Consider the following 16,826-nt stretch of genomic DNA (forward strand, 5'->3'; position numbering starts at 1 on the left):
AATAATGCTTGGGCGCATTTGCTTATAAATAACGCCTAAACTCTGCCACTTTACCAAGCGCAGCCTGACTCCCTTTCAAGCTGAAGTTGTAGCCACAGACACTAACGTTACCGCGTCTTGCCATATCAATAATAATCGCTTCGGTATCTAATGGTGAGAATCGTGCTTCTGTAGCACTATCAGCCAATAAATCAACCACCATTGGACGATACTCAGTGCCATTGTTAAACCTTAAGCCTGAACAGGTTTTATCACCTTTGGCCGTGGCGAGGGACCAAAGTTGTTCTGCCGCCCCCGTTTCTCCTAACCAGCGCATAATTAGCACTTCATCTTCTAATACTAAGCTAAAGCCGTCTGGCATAGCAGTAAGCACTCGAGTCGCTTGCGGCTTGGTTGCGGGTTCAGTTTGTATTTGTTCTGCGCTTTCATCGTCAGGCGTACTTTCAGGGATGAGCGACCAAATGCTTGTAACTAGCATAACAACCACAAGACTGGCTGCGGTGATCAATAATGGCTTTTTATTGGTCAGCAAAACCTTTTGCAATTGGCTTGCATCAAATGCATTGCGATCTCGCACTCGGCGCTGATCAATACTGGTATCTCTCGTCTGTTCGCTTTGTTCGCTGCGATGAATTGGCTCTGGATTGTCACTAAGGTTTGCAGCAACATCTTCACCGCCCAATGTAGGCTCAACACGCACTCGATGATTAGCTTTTGCCGTTGCTGGCTGAACACTACGCATATCCACTGGGCCTGAGTAACCTTGTACGTAGTTAACGCTGGTTACTGCGGGCAGTATGGCCAAATAACCAACAGCGAGAGCCGCAGCTAGCACAAATGTTAATAACAACATCACGCTATGGATATGCACTAAAGTAACCAACACCAATAAAAACGGCAGTAATGTTAGCGCCAATAGTTGCGGCCCTTTGCCGCTATCTCGCAATCTACGCAATGTGGTTAATGCTAATACTGGCGCCAATAAAAGGGCGACAAAATACAAAGCAGCAGTCGGGCCGACCAAGGCTACAGATAACAATAAAGCTAAATAAGTCAGACCACTAGTTGAAGCGAAACGCTTACTATTGTCTAACCCTACGAGGCATAAAAACGATTTCAACTGCATATATTTATCAACCTTAATTAACATCCGATAACTCGGCAGCCTCAATTTTAGAGTGACTGCACACCCGAATTTCATGCTCAGGCGAAAGCACAAAACGAAACAAGTAGCCTACCGAATTTAGCTGCATCTGTCAGTGTTTTCGGGCTATTTATCGCAGTTGATATTAGCGGTAACGCTTGCTTTAACGAATACAACAACGCAATTAGCCTACTAATTAATGCATCTGTGACTAGCACAAATATCACCCTAGGCTGTATAATGGCTCGCTTAATCTTTTACCCGCACAATTTGGGCTATCGCTCCAATTGAGTGCACACATCGGATATAGCAGCTAATGACCGCTCGCGGAAACCTATTTATCGTCTCGGCGCCAAGTGGCGCAGGTAAATCATCGCTTATTTCAGCCCTATTAAGGGATCAACCTGTAGATATGCAAGTTTCAGTTTCGCACACCACCAGACAACCGCGTCCAGGTGAAGAGAATGGTCAACATTATCATTTCGTTTCTCAAGATGAGTTCAAAAGCTTAATCGCTGATAACGCATTTTTTGAATGGGCTGAAGTATTCGGTAACTATTATGGGACTTCTCGTGTCACGATTGAGCAAACGCTAGAGAAAGGTATCGATGTATTTTTAGATATCGACTGGCAAGGCGCGCAGCAAGTTAAAGAACTAATGCCTGAATCTATTGGTGTTTTTATCTTACCGCCATCAAAAGCTGAACTAGAACGCCGCCTAACAGGCCGTGGACAAGACAGCGAAGAAGTGATTGCAGGCCGCATGGCTCAAGCAGTTTCAGAAATGTCACACTACAATGAATATGACTTCGTAATAGTGAATGATGATTTCGATAAAGCATTGGCTGATCTTTTAGCGATCATTCGCAGTCAAAGATTAACCTCTGCTAGCCAAATTCATACGCAGAATGGTATGATTAAAGATCTGTTGGCAGGCTAACTGTCTTCATGTACAATTTTGCGTCATTTTTTCAATCGATAAAACACTGGAGTTTCCAAACATGGCTCGCGTAACTGTAGAAGATGCCGTAAACCAAATCGGCAACCGTTTTGATATGATTCTGGTTGCAGCGCGTCGTGCTCGCCAAATCGCTGTTCAGGGTAAAGACCCTATGGTTGAAGAAGAGAACGACAAGCCAACGGTTATCGCCCTGCGCGAAATCGAGCTAGGTTTAGTCACAGCTGATACTTTGGATGCTGATGAGCGCCAAACAGTTCGTGAACGTGAAGCAGCTGAAATTGCTGCTGTTGCTGCCATCGCTGAAGGCCGCAACGCTATATAAGGAGTAGAGTCACTTGTATCTGTTTGAAGGTCTCAAGGAGTCTGCTTCAGGTTATTTAGAACCTGAGCAGGTAGAATTACTCAAGCAGGCCTATCAGGTGGCGCGCGATGCCCATGAAGGTCAGATGCGCACGAGTGGCGAACCTTATATTACCCATCCGGTTGCGGTCGCCCGCATCCTGGCCGATATGCGTCTCGATCATGAGACGCTTATGGCCGCTCTCTTGCACGACACTATCGAAGACACCCCTGTAACCAAAGAAGAACTGGCTGAACTATTCAGCGAGTCAATTGCTGAATTGGTTGAAGGCGTTTCTAAGCTAGATAAGCTAAAATTCCGCGACAAGAAAGAAGCCCAAGCTGAAAACTTCCGCAAAATGATGATGGCGATGACCCAAGATATTCGTGTCATCCTAATCAAGCTTGCCGATAGAACCCACAATATGCGCACTTTAGGTGCTCTGCGCCCTGATAAGCGTCGCCGTATTGCCCGTGAAACCCTCGAAATTTACGCACCAATCGCCAACCGTCTTGGTATTCACAATATTAAGAGCGAGTTAGAAGAACTAGGCTTCCAAGCCTACTATCCGATGCGACATCGCGTACTTAAAGAGGTGGTTAAATCCGCTCGTGGCAATCGTAAAGAAATTATCCAAAGTATCGAAGCCGCTATTACCACACGCCTTGAAGATACTGGCCTAGAAGGCACGGTTAAAGGACGTGAGAAGAACCTTTATTCCATCTATAACAAGATGTGTAATAAAGAGCTGCAATTCCAAGAAGTCATGGATATCTATGCCTTCCGAGTCATCGTTGACTCTATCGATACCTGTTACCGCGTTATGGGTGCCATGCATGGCCTTTATAAGCCGCATCCAGGTCGCTTTAAAGATTATATTGCTATCCCTAAAGCTAACGGCTATCAGTCACTGCATACTTCACTTTTTGGCCCTCACGGTGTACCGGTGGAGATCCAAATTCGTACTGAAGATATGGACCAAATGGCTGATAAAGGGGTCGCGGCTCACTGGCTGTACAAGAAAGGCAGCTCAGCAGAGCAAGGCACGACAACCCAAGTCCGTGCCCGTAAGTGGATGCAAAGCTTGCTGGAACTGCAGCAAAGCGCCAGCACCTCTTTTGAATTTGTTGAAAACTTTAAGACTGAACTCTTCCCTGAAGAGATCTATGTGTTTACCCCTGAAGGCCGAATTTTAGAGCTACCAGTGGGCGCAACACCTGTCGACTTTGCTTACGAAGTCCACACTGACGTGGGTAACACCTGCGTCGGCGCTAAAGTTAACCGTCAAGCATATCCATTAAGTCAGCCACTTATCTCCGGTCAAACCGTTGAGATTATTACCGCTAACGGCGCACGCCCGAATGCAGCATGGCTTAACTTTGTGGTTACTGGTAAAGCGCGCGCTAAAATCCGCCAGTTGCTTAAGAGCTTGAAAGAAGACGATGCCATTTTATTAGGTAAGCGCCTACTTAATCACGCTCTAGGTGAGACTAAGCTCGATAGCATGTCACCAGAACAGATTGAAAAAGTCGTTAAAGATACCAAGCACGACACCTTGGATGCACTGCTTGCTGATATTGGCTTAGGCAACGCGATGAGTATTGTTATTGCTCAGCGTCTGCGTGGCGATCAAGTTGATGCCGAAGAGCATAAAGAAGATCACACCATGCCTATTCGTGGTGCCGACGGCATGTTGGTCACCTTTGCTAATTGCTGTCGCCCAATTCCTGGTGACGCAGTAATTGCCCACGTTAGCCCAGGTAAAGGCCTTGTGGTTCACATGGAAAGCTGCGCAAATATTCGTGGTTATCAAGGTGAGCCAGACAAGTATATTCCTGTTCAATGGGATAGCGCTGACGGTGTTGAATACCAAGCTAACTTGCGAGTTGAAATCGTTAACCACCAAGGTGCGTTAGCGAAGATTACTTCAATTGTCGCGGCTGAAGGTTCGAATATTCATAACTTAACCACAGAAGAACGCGATGGACGAGTATTCCTCATTAATCTGCGTATTTCTGTGCGTGACCGTATTCATTTAGCTAACGTAATGCGTCGTATTAGGGTATTACCTGAAGTATTACGTACATCTAGGAATCGTTAACAAACTCAATATTGCACTCAGTAAAAACAAGGAAAGATCATGGCAGAGAAAATTATCATCGCGACCGCTAAAGCGCCACAAGCAATTGGCACATACTCTCAAGCAGTAAAAGTAGGTAGCACGGTTTATTTATCAGGCCAGATCCCACTCGTTCCAGAAACAATGCAGATTGTTAGCGATGAGTTTGAAGCACAAGTAGTGCAGGTATTTGACAACCTTACAGCGGTTTGTGAAGCTGCTGGCGGCTCATTAGGCGATATTGTAAAGCTAAATATCTTTATGACTGATCTAAGCAACTTCGCTACGGTAAATGAAATTATGGGTCGCTACTTTGAGCAACCTTATCCAGCTCGTGCTGCTATTGGCGTTAAGCAACTGCCAAAAGACTCACTAGTTGAGATGGACGGAGTGATGGAGATTTAATCTCCCATCACTTTATCGATTGGGCGCTACGGCGCCCATTTTATTTTTTAGCGTTCGCAGGCTAAGGCTTTGCGGCAAAATACAGCTCCCAATTAACAGTACAGAATAGAAGCCTATCATGAGTCCTGAACGTTTCGCCCGCATCAATGAGATGTTAGATAATCGCCAACCCGATCTCACCGTCTGCTTAGATACCGTACACAAGGGTAATAATATTGCCGCCGTACTACGCACCGCAGATGCTGCAGGCATTCATGAAGTGCATGCTGTTTGGTCTGATCTAGAAATGCGCGTATCAGGCAATACCGCTTCAGGCAGCCAGCAATGGGTAAAGACTCGCGTACATCAGAGTATGGCGCAAGCAGTTGAAGAGTTTCGCGCTAAAGACATGCAAATTTTAGCGACCACGTTTTCAGATACGGCCGTCGATTTCAGAGAGATCGATTACACCAAGCCCACTGTGATTATTATGGGTAACGAGCGCGATGGCGTGAGCCCAGAAGGAATAGCCGCTGCAGACCAGCACATCATTATCCCTATGATAGGCATGGTGCAGTCGCTAAACGTATCAGTAGCGTCCGCACTGATCATGTATGAAGCTCAGCGTCAACGCACTGAAGCAGGCATGTATGGCACCCGCAAGCTCGATGAAGCTTATTGCCAAATAAAGCTATTCGAGCAAGGCCACCCGATTTATGCCAAAGCTTGTCGCCGTAAAAAGCTACCTTACCCAGCCGTTGATGAAAGCGGACAAATTGTTGCCGATGAAGACTGGTGGCAGAAAATGCGCGCCCCTTCAGAGTAGCTTTTTAGCTTTCTTCTAAGTGCCAACCTTTGAATAATCGCAAAGGTACATCAATACCAGCTTCTGCTGGTATTTTTATATTGATACCTCTACAGACCCCTCAAGCTAATTTTTCGGCCTGCGTAAGTCGAATCCAACAAAATTGTAACACCCGTTTGAAAAAGTTTGTCTTAGATCACATTTTTCGCCATACTCAATATTGCAGCATCAGCTTATTAAACGAACGATTAAAACAAATATAAAGCAATAAGCTGAATTGGAATCAACAATAATCAATATGGAAATGCGATGGAATATTCTATGAAAACCCCAATTGAGATGCTTGAACATTGGGTTGAAAAACAAGGCGATCAAGTTTATCTAAAGCAGCCAATTGATGGTCAGTATAAGACTTTTACTTGGCGCGATGTGCAAACAAAAATGCAGCAGATTGCTGGCGCATTAAGACACCTTGGCCTCAACCCTGGCGACAAAGTTGCTGTTCTTTCTAAAAACTGTGCCGAATGGTTTATTACCGACTTAGCGCTAATGCATGGCGGCTATATTAGCGTCCCTATCTACCCAACGGCTAACGCTGACACCATTCGCTACACCCTAGAGCACAGTGAAGCCAAAGCCATTTTTATCGGTAAACTCGATTACTGGGCCGACCAAGAAGCCGGTGTCGGCGGCGATATTTTGCGCCTTGCCATGCCATACGACACCATGCCGTCACAGTATCACTGGGATAAAATGCTCAATATGGGCCAGCCTTTAATTGATGCACCGCTGCCAACACCAGAGCAGATCATGACCATTATCTACACCTCTGGATCGACTGGTAAGCCAAAAGGTGCAATTCAAAATTTCGCTAGCTACGCATGGACCTGTACTGCGGTAGTGCGCGATCTAAAAACGGATGTTGAAGACAGACTACTGTCTTACTTGCCACTGGCACATATTACCGAACGTGTGGCGATTCAAGGCTCATCATTCTATTCAGGCAGTAGCGTTGCTTTTGTTGAAAGCTTAGATAGCTTTGTTGCTGACGTGCAGCGCGCCAGACCAACAGTATTCTTCTCTGTACCGCGCCTGTGGAGCCTATTCCAGAAAAATATTATCGACAAAATTGGCTACAGCAAGCTTAACTTCCTGCTTAAAGTACCCATTGTTAGTGGTATCGTTAAGCGTAAAATCCATCAGGGGCTAGGTTTAGAGCATTGTCATCTACTGGGTTCTGGCTCTGCACCAATCCCGCCATCATTGGTTGAGTGGTATCACAAGATTGGTTTAAACATCTCAGAAGCCTGGGGCATGACAGAAAACTGCGCTTACTCGATTATTAACCATCCGTTTGATCCTCGTAAAATTGGCTCAGTTGGTCGCGCCGTTGAAGGTTGTGAGGCTAAGCAGTCTGACGTAGGTGAATTACTGGTTAAGAGCCCTGGCTTAATGCAAGGCTATTACAAACAGGAAGAAGAAAGCGCTAAGTGCTTTGATGCAGAAGGCTTCTTCCATACAGGCGATCTTTGCTCTATTGATGATGAAGGCAACGTCAGCATTACTGGCCGCGTTAAAGACAACTTTAAAACGGCTAAGGGTAAATATGTGGCTCCAGTGCCAATCGAGCGTAAGCTTGCACAAGATCCCCATGTAGAGATGATCTGTGTGATTGGCTCAGGTCTGCCGCATCCTATCGCATTAGTACAACTGTCAGAAGGTGCTGCGCTGCAACCTAGAGAAGAAGTGCGAGCTTCTTTAAAAGGGACTGTCGATGCGGTAAACCCACATCTTGAGTCACATGAAACGGTCGATGCTATTGTCATTGTCAGTGAGCCTTGGGACGTTGAAAACGACGTATTAACCCCAACACTGAAAATTAAACGTCATGTGCTTGAGAAGAAGTTTAGCGAAAAGGTTGATGGTACTCGCGGCGGCAAAGTTTGCTGGGAAGACGAAATTTAAGCATTAGTTAGCGCTTCCGAACCCTTATAGCGGCACACTTCAAAGTGTGCCGTTTTGTTTTTGTGACAAATAATCAGCAATTAACTAAATTTAATGAGTAACAAGCAGTTTTTTATTGCGCAATTTTTGAAAGAAACTATTCTTGCCATCCTTTCAAAGAAACCCAAATTATAGAGTCAACCATGTTTATTTTTTTGTCGATACTCGGCGGCTTTTTAATTCTTACTGTTGGTGCTGAAGCCTTAGTAAGAGGAGCAAGCCAAATAGCCCTAAGATTAGGGCTTACACCACTTATTATTGGTTTAACCATTGTTGCCTTTGGTACCAGTGCGCCAGAACTTGCTGTAAGCGTAAAATCTGCGATTGCCGGTAATAGTGGCATCGCTTTAGGTAACGTCATTGGCTCTAACATTGCCAATATTGGCCTAATTTTAGGTATTACCGCGCTTATCCGTCCGATCAAAATTGAATCGCAAATGGTACGTCGTGACATTCCAATCATGATTGCTGCGTCACTACTATTCTGGAGCTTACTACTTGATGGTGGTTTAAGCTTCTGGGACGGCGCAATTTTATTCGCATTACTAGTGGTTTACTTAACTTTCAGCTATTTCGCTGCTGAAAAGCAAACTGACGATGATGTTGAAGACACTAAGCAAAACCCAATGCTATCAGTGCTATTTATCGTTATCGGTATCAGCATGTTAGTGGGTGGCGGCATTTTATTCGTTGATGGCGCTGTTGCTCTGGCGCAGTCGTTTGGCATTAGCGAAGTGATTATCGGTTTAACAATTGTTGCTATCGGCACCAGTATGCCTGAGCTTGTGACTTCTATCGTGGCAGCACTTAAAGGTCAAAGCGACATCGCAATTGGTAACGTTGTTGGCTCAAACCTATTCAATATTTTAGGTATTTTAGGTGTGACTGCACTTATCCACCCAATCAGCGGCTGTGAAATTACCACTTTAGACTGGAGTGCGATGATTGCCTTTGCAGTTATCTTACTACCGTTTGCTTACACAGGTCTGCGTATTGGTCGTCGTGAAGCTGCAATACTGGTATTAAGCTATCTAGGCTACATCGGCTACTTGGTCGCTCAAGTTTAAGCGATAAGCCTTCGGCTTCAAGTTAAATAGAAATGGCCTAAAGTGCACTTCACTTTAGGCCATTTTTTTGTCCCTAATTCCCATCAGCACAAACTGCCTCTTTATAAAAAGTGACAAATGTCACCCTACACTGGTGACGTTTGTGTCTGCATTTATCTGTCGCAATCTTCAATACTAGAACCGTACCCAAGAATACCGCCCATGACCAAGGTCGGTAAAACACTCAAATGGAGATTGATATGAAAACACTATTATTCGTTACATCACTTGGTATCTCATCTGCTTTAGGTAGCCAAATTGCTAATGCAGAAAGTATTGAAAATATTGATGCCGCAGCTAACCATATGGACGTAAAAGCACTGACAAATTACGCCCAACAAGGCAATGACTATAGCCAAGCTTATGCTAATTATCGTCTAGCAATCAGTGCCAACATCTTAGGCCAACCAAAACTTGCCGTTAGCGCACTAGAAGATGCCAAAACCACCCTTGAAAGCCTAACCAGTGCCAGTAGTAATGCAGACAATCTTGCACTGCTATCAGCTGTCTACGGCATGCTTATCGCGTTTGATAACAGCAAAGCCGTTACTTATGGCCCGAAAGCTGGGCAAGCGATGGAACAAGCCAAGCAGCTTGATGCTGGCAATCCAAGAGTTGTGCTAGTACAGGCGATTACCGCTTTTAATACACCCACAATGTACGGTGGTAGCATGCAGCGCGCAGCAAAGTTAGCCAGCCAAGCCATTGAACTTTACACCAATCCTTGCGATAACATCTGTTGGGGATACGCTGAAGCCTATACTTGGCGAGGACTAGCCAAGCAAAGCTTAGGGGATTTAGAGGGGGCTGTTGCTGATTGGCAGCAAGCATTAACGGTAGAGTCAGACTACGCTTGGGCACAGTTTCTTTTACAACAAAACACTCAACAAACCGCCAAAAGGTAGCCGTGTAATTGAGTCAAATAACAGCCCAAAAATGGAGAGCGCTATTATCTATGTTCGATGCGCTCTCCCGCTAAAAGGAATTAACCATGACACAAGACATATCAAACCCAGCAAGCAAGACAGAAGACAAGTATGCATGGGTCTATCTGATCAATTTGGTTTTCTATTTTATTCCCTATTTCTTTATCGATATGCCACCGTGGCAAATTCTGCTTAGTTTGGCAGCCTTAGTGCCATTTATTTATTGCTACTTCTGGGCTTATCGCAGTCACAGCAGCCGTGCACACCTGCCGATATTAGCAATGATAGCGATTGCAATCGCCGTCACGCCAATCAATACTGGCTCGTTGTCCCTCTTTACCTTTGCCGCCTTTTTTATCGGTTTTTTCTACCCACTTCAAAAAGCAGCGCTGGCTTTAATTAGCCTCATAGGCATGCTGGCATTACTCAATCTAAGCCTTAACTTTGATCACTATTATTGGGTCATTTATGGTGCAGGGTTAATTGCCGGCGTTGGCCTATTTGGTGTGATTGAGCGCAGACGTATTGAAAATCTATGTAAGCAGCAAAAAAGCCAAGATGAGATCCATCAGCTAGCCACTATGCTGGAGCGGGAGCGGATTGCCCGCGATCTGCACGATATTATGGGCCATAGCCTATCGTCTATCTCACTCAAAGCTGAGCTAGCTGAAAAACTATTGGCTAAAGAGGATATTGAGCAAGCAAAGCTACAACTTCGCGAGCTAAACACGATTGCCCGCGACAGTCTAAGCCAGATCCGTCAAACAGTATCGGGTTATAAGCATAAGGGCCTCACCGCTAGCGTGACCAACTTATGTCAAACCTTGCGTGATAAAGGCTTAAGTGTGCAACTAGAAGGAGATATCCCTAATCTCAACGCCGATCTAGAAACCCATTTAATTCTCAGTTTAACTGAGCTGTGTAATAACGTTATTCGCCATAGCAACGCACAAGAATGCAGTTTAAGCTTTAGCCAAAATGAGCAGCACATCATTATTCAAATCACTGATAATGGCCAACTTGATAGCGTAGAGCAAGGCAATGGCCTCAAAGGGATCCGTGAGCGTTTACAGCAGTTTCAGGGGACGCTTTCATGGGACTTAAGCCAGCAATGCCAATTTACCATTACGCTGCCACAACAAGGAATGTCGTAACAATGAAAATACTCTTAGCCGAAGATCAAGCCATGGTGCGAGGCGCGCTTAGCGCATTACTGAGTTTAAGTGGTGAGTTTGATGTGGTGCAAGCTGCCGATGGTGATGCAGCTTTAAAGTTACTGCAACAGCAAGAGTTTGACTTACTCCTTAGCGATATAGAAATGCCTGGCTTAAGTGGATTAGAACTCGCAACTTGGTGCCAAAACCATAAACCTGAATTAAAGATAGTCATAGTCACCACCTTTGGCCGTGCAGGTTACATTAAGCGCGCGATAGAGTCTGGTGTGGGTGGTTTTTTATTAAAAGATGCTCCATCAGATACCTTAATTGAAGCCATTAATCAGGTCATGGCTGGCAAGCGGATTATCGACCCAGAGCTTGCGATGATGGCCATTGGCGAGCAAGATCCACTGAATGATAAAGAGCGCCGTGCTCTAAGAATGGCCGCAGAAGGCAAAAGTACAGTAGAGATAGCTACAACACTTTTTATTGCCGACGGCACAGTAAGAAATTATCTTAGTGAGGCGATGAGCAAGTTACATGCAACTAACCGTATTGATGCCGCTAGAATCGCCAAACAGAAAGGCTGGTTATGATCAGCGTTAGCCATCTAATTTGCGTAAACCAATAACTCTGATAATATATGTATAAATTTACAGTGTTTGAGTGCTAACCTTTTGCAAAGACTCGATCTTGTCCCTATTACAGCTCTCAAAGGCGTCGCTAAAAAGATGGCCGAGAGATTAGCAAAGCTGAGTATAACAACAGTGCAAGATCTGTTGTTCCATCTTCCGCTGCGCTATGAGGACCGCACTCAAGTCTACCCTATTGCCTCGCTTTACCCTGGCAGTTACGGCACCATTGAAGCCGTTATTCAATCGAGCCAAATAATTCAAGGCCGCAAGCGCATGCTCACTTGCACCGTGCGCGATGATACCGGCAGCCTTACCTTACGTTTTTTTAATTTCTCTGTTGCCCAGCGTAACGGCTTAGAAATAGGCATGACTATTCGTGCCTATGGTGAGATCCGTCGCAGTAATCATGGCGTTGAAATCATTCACCCTGAATATAAATTGATTGCTGCGGATGAAGATCTGCAGTTAAGCGACACACTGACGCCAGTCTATCCTACCACTGAAGGCTTGAAGCAAGCCAGCTGGATAAAGCTCACAGAGCAAGCATTGGCGATGCTAGACGATGGTGGCTTACCAGAACTATTACCGCCCAATCTGCAACCGAACAATTTAGATTTGAAGCAGGCGCTGCACATTTTGCATCGCCCAAATAATCAAGTATCACTATTTGATTTAGAGCAAGGCACCCATCCTGCTCAGCAGCGATTAATTCAAGAAGAACTGTTAGCACATAACCTAAGTATGCTGCGCCTACGTCAGCGCAGCAATCGCGACCATGCTGTGAGCATGAATGCCACAGGTCAATTGCTCAATCCGTTTCTCGCATCGCTGCCATTTAAGCCTACTGGCGCGCAGCAAAGAGTGGTTGCCGATATTGGCCGCGACCTAGAAAAAGCCGAACCTATGATGCGCCTAGTCCAAGGTGATGTCGGTTCAGGCAAAACCTTAGTCGCCGCATTAGCTGCACTGCAAGCGATAGAAAGCGGCTATCAGGTAGCCATGATGGCGCCGACTGAACTATTAGCCGAGCAGCACGCTATTAACTTTGCCGCGTGGTTTGAACCACTCGGGCTAAAAGTGGGCTGGCTGGCGGGTAAACTAAAAGGTAAAGCCAGAGCGCAATCACTGGCTGATATTGAGTCCGGTGATGCACATATTGTGATTGGTACCCATGCTATATTTCAAGAGCAGGTGGTATTCAATAAGCTGGCTTTGATTATTATCGATGAGCAGCACAGATTTGGCGTACATCAGCGCTTAGGGCTTCGCGAAAAAGGCATCAGCCAAGGCTTTCATCCACATCAATTGATTATGACAGCTACGCCAATCCCAAGAACGCTGGCGATGACTGCCTATGCTGATTTAGATACCTCAATTATCGATGAGCTGCCGCCGGGAAGAACGCCTGTTACAACCGTCGCTATTGCCGATCAACGTCGTAACGATGTAATTGAGCGCGTTAGACAATCAGCAATTAACGATAAACGCCAGACCTACTGGGTATGTACCTTAATTGAAGAGTCTGAAGTACTCGAATGCCAAGCAGCGGAAGATACTGCAGAAGAGCTAAAGCGTGCGCTACCTGAGCTAAAAATTGGCTTAGTTCATGGGCGAATGAAACCTGCTGAAAAACAACAGATCATGGCTGACTTTAAAGCAGGCGAACTCAACCTATTGGTTGCCACTACTGTAATTGAAGTCGGTGTGGATGTACCTAACGCCAGCTTAATGATTATCGAAAACCCTGAACGTTTAGGCTTAGCGCAACTGCATCAGTTACGCGGACGTGTTGGCCGTGGCGCGGTAGCAAGCCACTGTGTATTGCTCTACAAGGCGCCACTATCAGCAACGGCAACCAAGCGTCTTGGCGTATTAAGACAAAGCAATGATGGCTTCGTGATTGCCCAACAAGATCTAGAGATCCGCGGACCAGGTGAAGTGCTTGGCACCAAACAAACTGGTATTGCCGATATGAAGATAGCCGACTTGATGCGCGATCAAGCACTTATTCCTCATGTACAAAAACTTGCAGCCCATGTTATGCAGCAAGCGCCTGAATGTGCCGACGCTATTATTGAGCGTTGGCTAGGCGATCGTGAGCAGTTTGTACAAGCGTAAACCACTGCTTTAGCCTACTGCTGAAATTAAATATCCTTAATAGAGCCTTAGCCTATAGACAATCTGTTGGAATTTTGCAGAATGGGTTAGAGCTATAATTTATCATTAGTCGTATCACTGCACGGTAGCAGAGGAGTTAAAATGCAACTCAGTCAAGAAGATAGAATTTCCCCACAGGAAAAGAGTTCAGGTACCAATGGGCTAGCAATTTTGGCAATTATTGCCGTTGTTGCGCTATCAGCGGGCGGCTACTACTACCTCAGCGGTAATGAAAAAACCGAAGAGCCTCAAATAATTGCACCAGTAGTGATCCCCGATCCACTGCCAGCAGAGCCGCTTGAAACGGAAGCTGTGCCTGAGCCTGAAGTTGTTGAAGTTGAGCCGGTACAGTTACCTGAAGTCGACCCAGTGCCAGAAGTTGAACCATTGCCTGCACTCGCAGATAGCGATGAATATGTTCATCAGAAAGTCACCGCTGTAGCTGACGGTATGGCGATTGAACCGTTATTGATTGAAGATAACGTTGTGCGCCAATTTGTTGTTTTTGTTGATAACCTTGCACAAGGTGAGCTAGCTCGTAAAGTTAGTCCGCTACAAGCACCAAGCAACAGCTTTACGGTGTCAGATATTGCCAACAAGACTTATATCAACCCTGATAGTTACCATAGATATGATTTATACGCTGACTTTTTAGCTAGCCTTAACGATGAAGAACTAGCAAAAACCTATAAAGAAATGACTCCGCTACTGAGCGAAGCATTTACCGAATTAGGCTACAGCAAAACATCTTTTGATGAGCGTTTACAACAAGCCATTGAAGTGATGCTAGATGCGCCAATCATTGAGCAGCCTATAGAGTTAGATGGCGTTAGTGTTAACTATCAGTTTGTTGATCCAAAACTTGAAGCCCTACCAAATGCGCAGAAACTAATGATTCGTATGGGTCCAGAGAACTCTCGCAAGGTGAAATCAGCACTACGTAAGCTACAAAAACAGCTTAACTGATCACTAAAGCGATGCTTATTCTTTTAAAGGAGCCCTTCAAGGGCTCTTTTTCAATCTAATATCTTCTACACAGTAAGCCTCTGATAACAATTACGCTCGATTAATAACCTCATATTGAGCAACCAAGCTCTCATAAACAGAACGCATCACTATTTTGTTCCCTATTAGTAACACCTGTATCCCAAAAGGGCTTATGGCGGCTGGGATTTTTGATGTAGAATAATGCCATCAATAAGCTTTTATTTAACCAGAGACTACGCTTAATAGTCATACCGTCGGTATTAGCTTTCCACTAGTCGGGTAATACGAAGGGAAATTCGTATCAGAGGCAATGCATTTGAAGTTCAGCATTCTTTCGTGGGGCGCATGGTCGCCGCAGTACCAACAAGCCGATAATTGGCGCCATTGGCCTGTAAATACTACTGCGCCAGAGCAAATGAGCACTGCGCCTAAACTGGCCCATGTCCCTGCTATGCAGCGACGCCGACTAAGTAAGCTGACCAAAATTGTGCTTGAAGCGGTACACCAATGTGACCCTACTGAGCAGTGTCGCAGCATTTTTGCCTCTCAACACGGCGAGATAAATCGCACGATTGGCTTATTAAACGATATTGTTGACGAGTCTCCGCTATCTCCGACGGGCTTTAGCCAATCGGTCCACAACACTGCTAGCGGCATCTTCAGTATTTTCAGTAATAACCGGGCTTCTTCGACTTCCATTGCTGCTGGTAAAAACACCTTTTCCCAAGCCTTTATTGAAGCTTATGGTCAGCTACATGCTGATGCAGAACCTTTACTATTGGTGTATGCCGACGAACCCGTGCCACAAATCTATAGTCAATTCAGTTCTGAGCCAGAATGGCCTATTGCTATTGCTTTTATGCTTGCACCAGCAAGTGATTCAGCACAGTCGATTGCCAGTTTGACCCTAACCCCAATTACTTCACAAAATCAGTACAAGCTAAATTATGGCGAACTACTGGCATGTATTGCCAATAAGCGCAATATCAGCGGGACCTTATCAGGTTGGCACTGGGAGCTAACTTGTGATTAATCCGCCAGCACACCCTCAGCCTGTAGCGCCTAAACTTACTGGTCTTGCCTATATTCCTCGCTGGATTGGCGGTACCGCTTGTTACATGGCCTTTGGTTTAGGTGGTCTACTAAGTTCATTAACGATTTTGCCTATTCTGAGGTTTTGGCCAGGCACGCCTCAACAACGTATACAGCGGGTCCAGCGCGCCGTGCATATTATGTTTAAAGGCTTTGTGCGCATGATGACCTGGGTAGGACTTATCAATGTCACCCATAGTGATTTGAGTCGTCTCAGCAATGCTAAAGGTATGATAGTCACCGCCAACCACCCTACCCTTATCGACGTGGTGGTATTAATCAGCTTAATGCCGAATGCCGGCTGCATTGTAAAACAAGGGCTTTGGCGTAATCCTTTTTTGCGCGGTGTGGTTTCGTGTGCAGGCTATATCCCTAATCGCGGCGCTGAGTTGCTGCTAAAAGACTGCAAAGATGTTCTCGATCGCGGCACCAATTTAATTATCTTCCCTGAAGGTACCCGCACCGTTATAGGCGAAAAAATTAATGACTTTGCCCGCGGAGCAGCCAATATTACTCTGCGTACTCAGAGCGATCTATTGCCCATATTTTTAAAAACCAATACTGTCGGATTTAGCAAGCAACAAAAGTGGTATCAATTGCCGAGAAGAACAATTGGGATGCATGTGGAAGTAGGCGAAATACAAGCCTACTTGCGCTATGATGCTGAAGCCGGCGGTGATGCTAAAATGGCACGAAAACTCACTCGTGATTTAGAAAACTATTATAAACAACAATTAGATAGATACTTATGAGCTTAGATAACGAAATAAAACAACTGATCATCGACTGTCTCGACCTTGAAGACGTTAGTATTGATGATATCGATTCTGAAGCTGCGCTATTTGGCGAAGGCTTAGGTCTTGACTCAATTGACGCACTAGAGTTGGGCTTGGCGATTAAAAAGCAGTTTGATGTAAAAATAGAAGCTAATTCTGAAGCGACAAAGCAGCACTTTTACAGCGTTGCCAGCCTTGTAAGCTTTATTGAGTCACAGCGCGCCTAGGGGGCA

16 protein-coding genes are annotated in these 16,826 nt (G+C 45.3%); 15 read left to right on the forward strand and 1 reads right to left on the reverse strand.

The genetic code is table 11. From position 1 onward, the window contains the following. Positions 1 to 22: 22 nt before the first annotated feature. On the reverse strand, positions 23 to 1,126 hold the full coding sequence (locus AB4298_RS06120) for a DUF805 domain-containing protein (protein ID WP_371986048.1): 1,104 nt from the start codon (positions 1,124 to 1,126) through the stop codon (positions 23 to 25). 334 nt (positions 1,127 to 1,460) lie between these two features. On the opposite strand from AB4298_RS06120, the gene gmk reads away from it, so the two are divergent. The 15 genes from gmk (at position 1,461) to apeE (ending at position 16,820) form a co-directional block, all read left to right on the forward strand. Then, positions 1,461 to 2,084: a guanylate kinase gene (gene gmk, locus AB4298_RS06125; RefSeq protein WP_248999934.1), complete on the forward strand. Its 624-nt coding sequence runs from the start codon at positions 1,461 to 1,463 to the stop codon at positions 2,082 to 2,084. 61 nt (positions 2,085 to 2,145) lie between these two features. Further along, positions 2,146 to 2,427 (forward strand): DNA-directed RNA polymerase subunit omega, encoded by a 282-nt coding sequence (gene rpoZ / locus AB4298_RS06130; RefSeq protein ID WP_012275521.1) that lies wholly within the window; start codon positions 2,146 to 2,148, stop codon positions 2,425 to 2,427. A gap of 13 nt (positions 2,428 to 2,440) precedes the next feature. Beyond that, positions 2,441 to 4,546, forward strand: a complete 2,106-nt coding sequence (gene spoT / locus AB4298_RS06135) for a bifunctional GTP diphosphokinase/guanosine-3',5'-bis pyrophosphate 3'-pyrophosphohydrolase (RefSeq protein WP_248999935.1) — start codon at positions 2,441 to 2,443, stop codon at positions 4,544 to 4,546. Positions 4,547 to 4,585: 39 nt separating this feature from the next. Continuing rightward, a complete protein-coding gene (ridA, locus tag AB4298_RS06140) occupies positions 4,586 to 4,969 on the forward strand; it encodes a deaminase RidA (protein WP_248999936.1) in 384 nt (127 codons plus the stop codon). A 118-nt stretch (positions 4,970 to 5,087) separates the two neighbouring features. Next, the gene (gene trmH, locus AB4298_RS06145) at positions 5,088 to 5,774 is read left to right on the forward strand and encodes a tRNA (guanosine(18)-2'-O)-methyltransferase TrmH (RefSeq protein WP_248999937.1); all 687 of its coding nucleotides are present in this window, start codon (positions 5,088 to 5,090) and stop codon (positions 5,772 to 5,774) included. Positions 5,775 to 6,062: 288 nt separating this feature from the next. Then, entirely contained in the window at positions 6,063 to 7,718 is a 1,656-nt protein-coding gene (locus AB4298_RS06150) for an AMP-binding protein (protein ID WP_371986051.1), read from the forward strand. Positions 7,719 to 7,900: 182 nt separating this feature from the next. Continuing rightward, complete coding sequence (locus AB4298_RS06155; protein WP_371986052.1) at positions 7,901 to 8,824, forward strand: calcium/sodium antiporter; 924 nt, start codon at positions 7,901 to 7,903, stop codon at positions 8,822 to 8,824. Between the two features lie 239 nt (positions 8,825 to 9,063). Then, positions 9,064 to 9,768: a tetratricopeptide repeat protein gene (locus AB4298_RS06160; RefSeq protein ID WP_371986053.1), complete on the forward strand. Its 705-nt coding sequence runs from the start codon at positions 9,064 to 9,066 to the stop codon at positions 9,766 to 9,768. An 86-nt stretch (positions 9,769 to 9,854) separates the two neighbouring features. Next, complete coding sequence (locus AB4298_RS06165) at positions 9,855 to 10,943, forward strand: sensor histidine kinase (RefSeq protein WP_371986054.1); 1,089 nt, start codon at positions 9,855 to 9,857, stop codon at positions 10,941 to 10,943. A gap of 2 nt (positions 10,944 to 10,945) precedes the next feature. Next, positions 10,946 to 11,542, forward strand: coding sequence for a response regulator transcription factor (locus AB4298_RS06170; protein ID WP_371986055.1), 597 nt, complete (start codon positions 10,946 to 10,948; stop codon positions 11,540 to 11,542). 81 nt (positions 11,543 to 11,623) lie between these two features. Further along, on the forward strand, positions 11,624 to 13,699 hold the full coding sequence (recG, locus tag AB4298_RS06175) for an ATP-dependent DNA helicase RecG (RefSeq protein WP_371986056.1): 2,076 nt from the start codon (positions 11,624 to 11,626) through the stop codon (positions 13,697 to 13,699). 141 nt (positions 13,700 to 13,840) lie between these two features. After that, entirely contained in the window at positions 13,841 to 14,704 is an 864-nt protein-coding gene (locus AB4298_RS06180; protein WP_248999944.1) for a DUF3014 domain-containing protein, read from the forward strand. A gap of 331 nt (positions 14,705 to 15,035) precedes the next feature. Next, on the forward strand, positions 15,036 to 15,758 hold the full coding sequence (locus AB4298_RS06185) for a beta-ketoacyl synthase chain length factor (protein WP_248999945.1): 723 nt from the start codon (positions 15,036 to 15,038) through the stop codon (positions 15,756 to 15,758). After that, positions 15,751 to 16,569 carry a lysophospholipid acyltransferase family protein gene (locus AB4298_RS06190; protein ID WP_248999946.1) on the forward strand — a complete coding sequence of 273 codons (819 nt, stop codon included), beginning with the start codon at positions 15,751 to 15,753 and terminating at the stop codon, positions 16,567 to 16,569. The genes AB4298_RS06185 and AB4298_RS06190 overlap by 8 nt, the downstream gene beginning before the upstream one ends. Beyond that, entirely contained in the window at positions 16,566 to 16,820 is a 255-nt protein-coding gene (gene apeE / locus AB4298_RS06195) for an ApeE family acyl carrier protein (RefSeq protein WP_248999947.1), read from the forward strand. The genes AB4298_RS06190 and apeE overlap by 4 nt, the downstream gene beginning before the upstream one ends. Positions 16,821 to 16,826 lie beyond the last annotated feature (6 nt).

This window comes from Shewanella sp. 10N.261.52.F9 (assembly GCF_041471165.1).
GTDB lineage: Bacteria > Pseudomonadota > Gammaproteobacteria > Enterobacterales > Shewanellaceae > Shewanella > Shewanella marinintestina.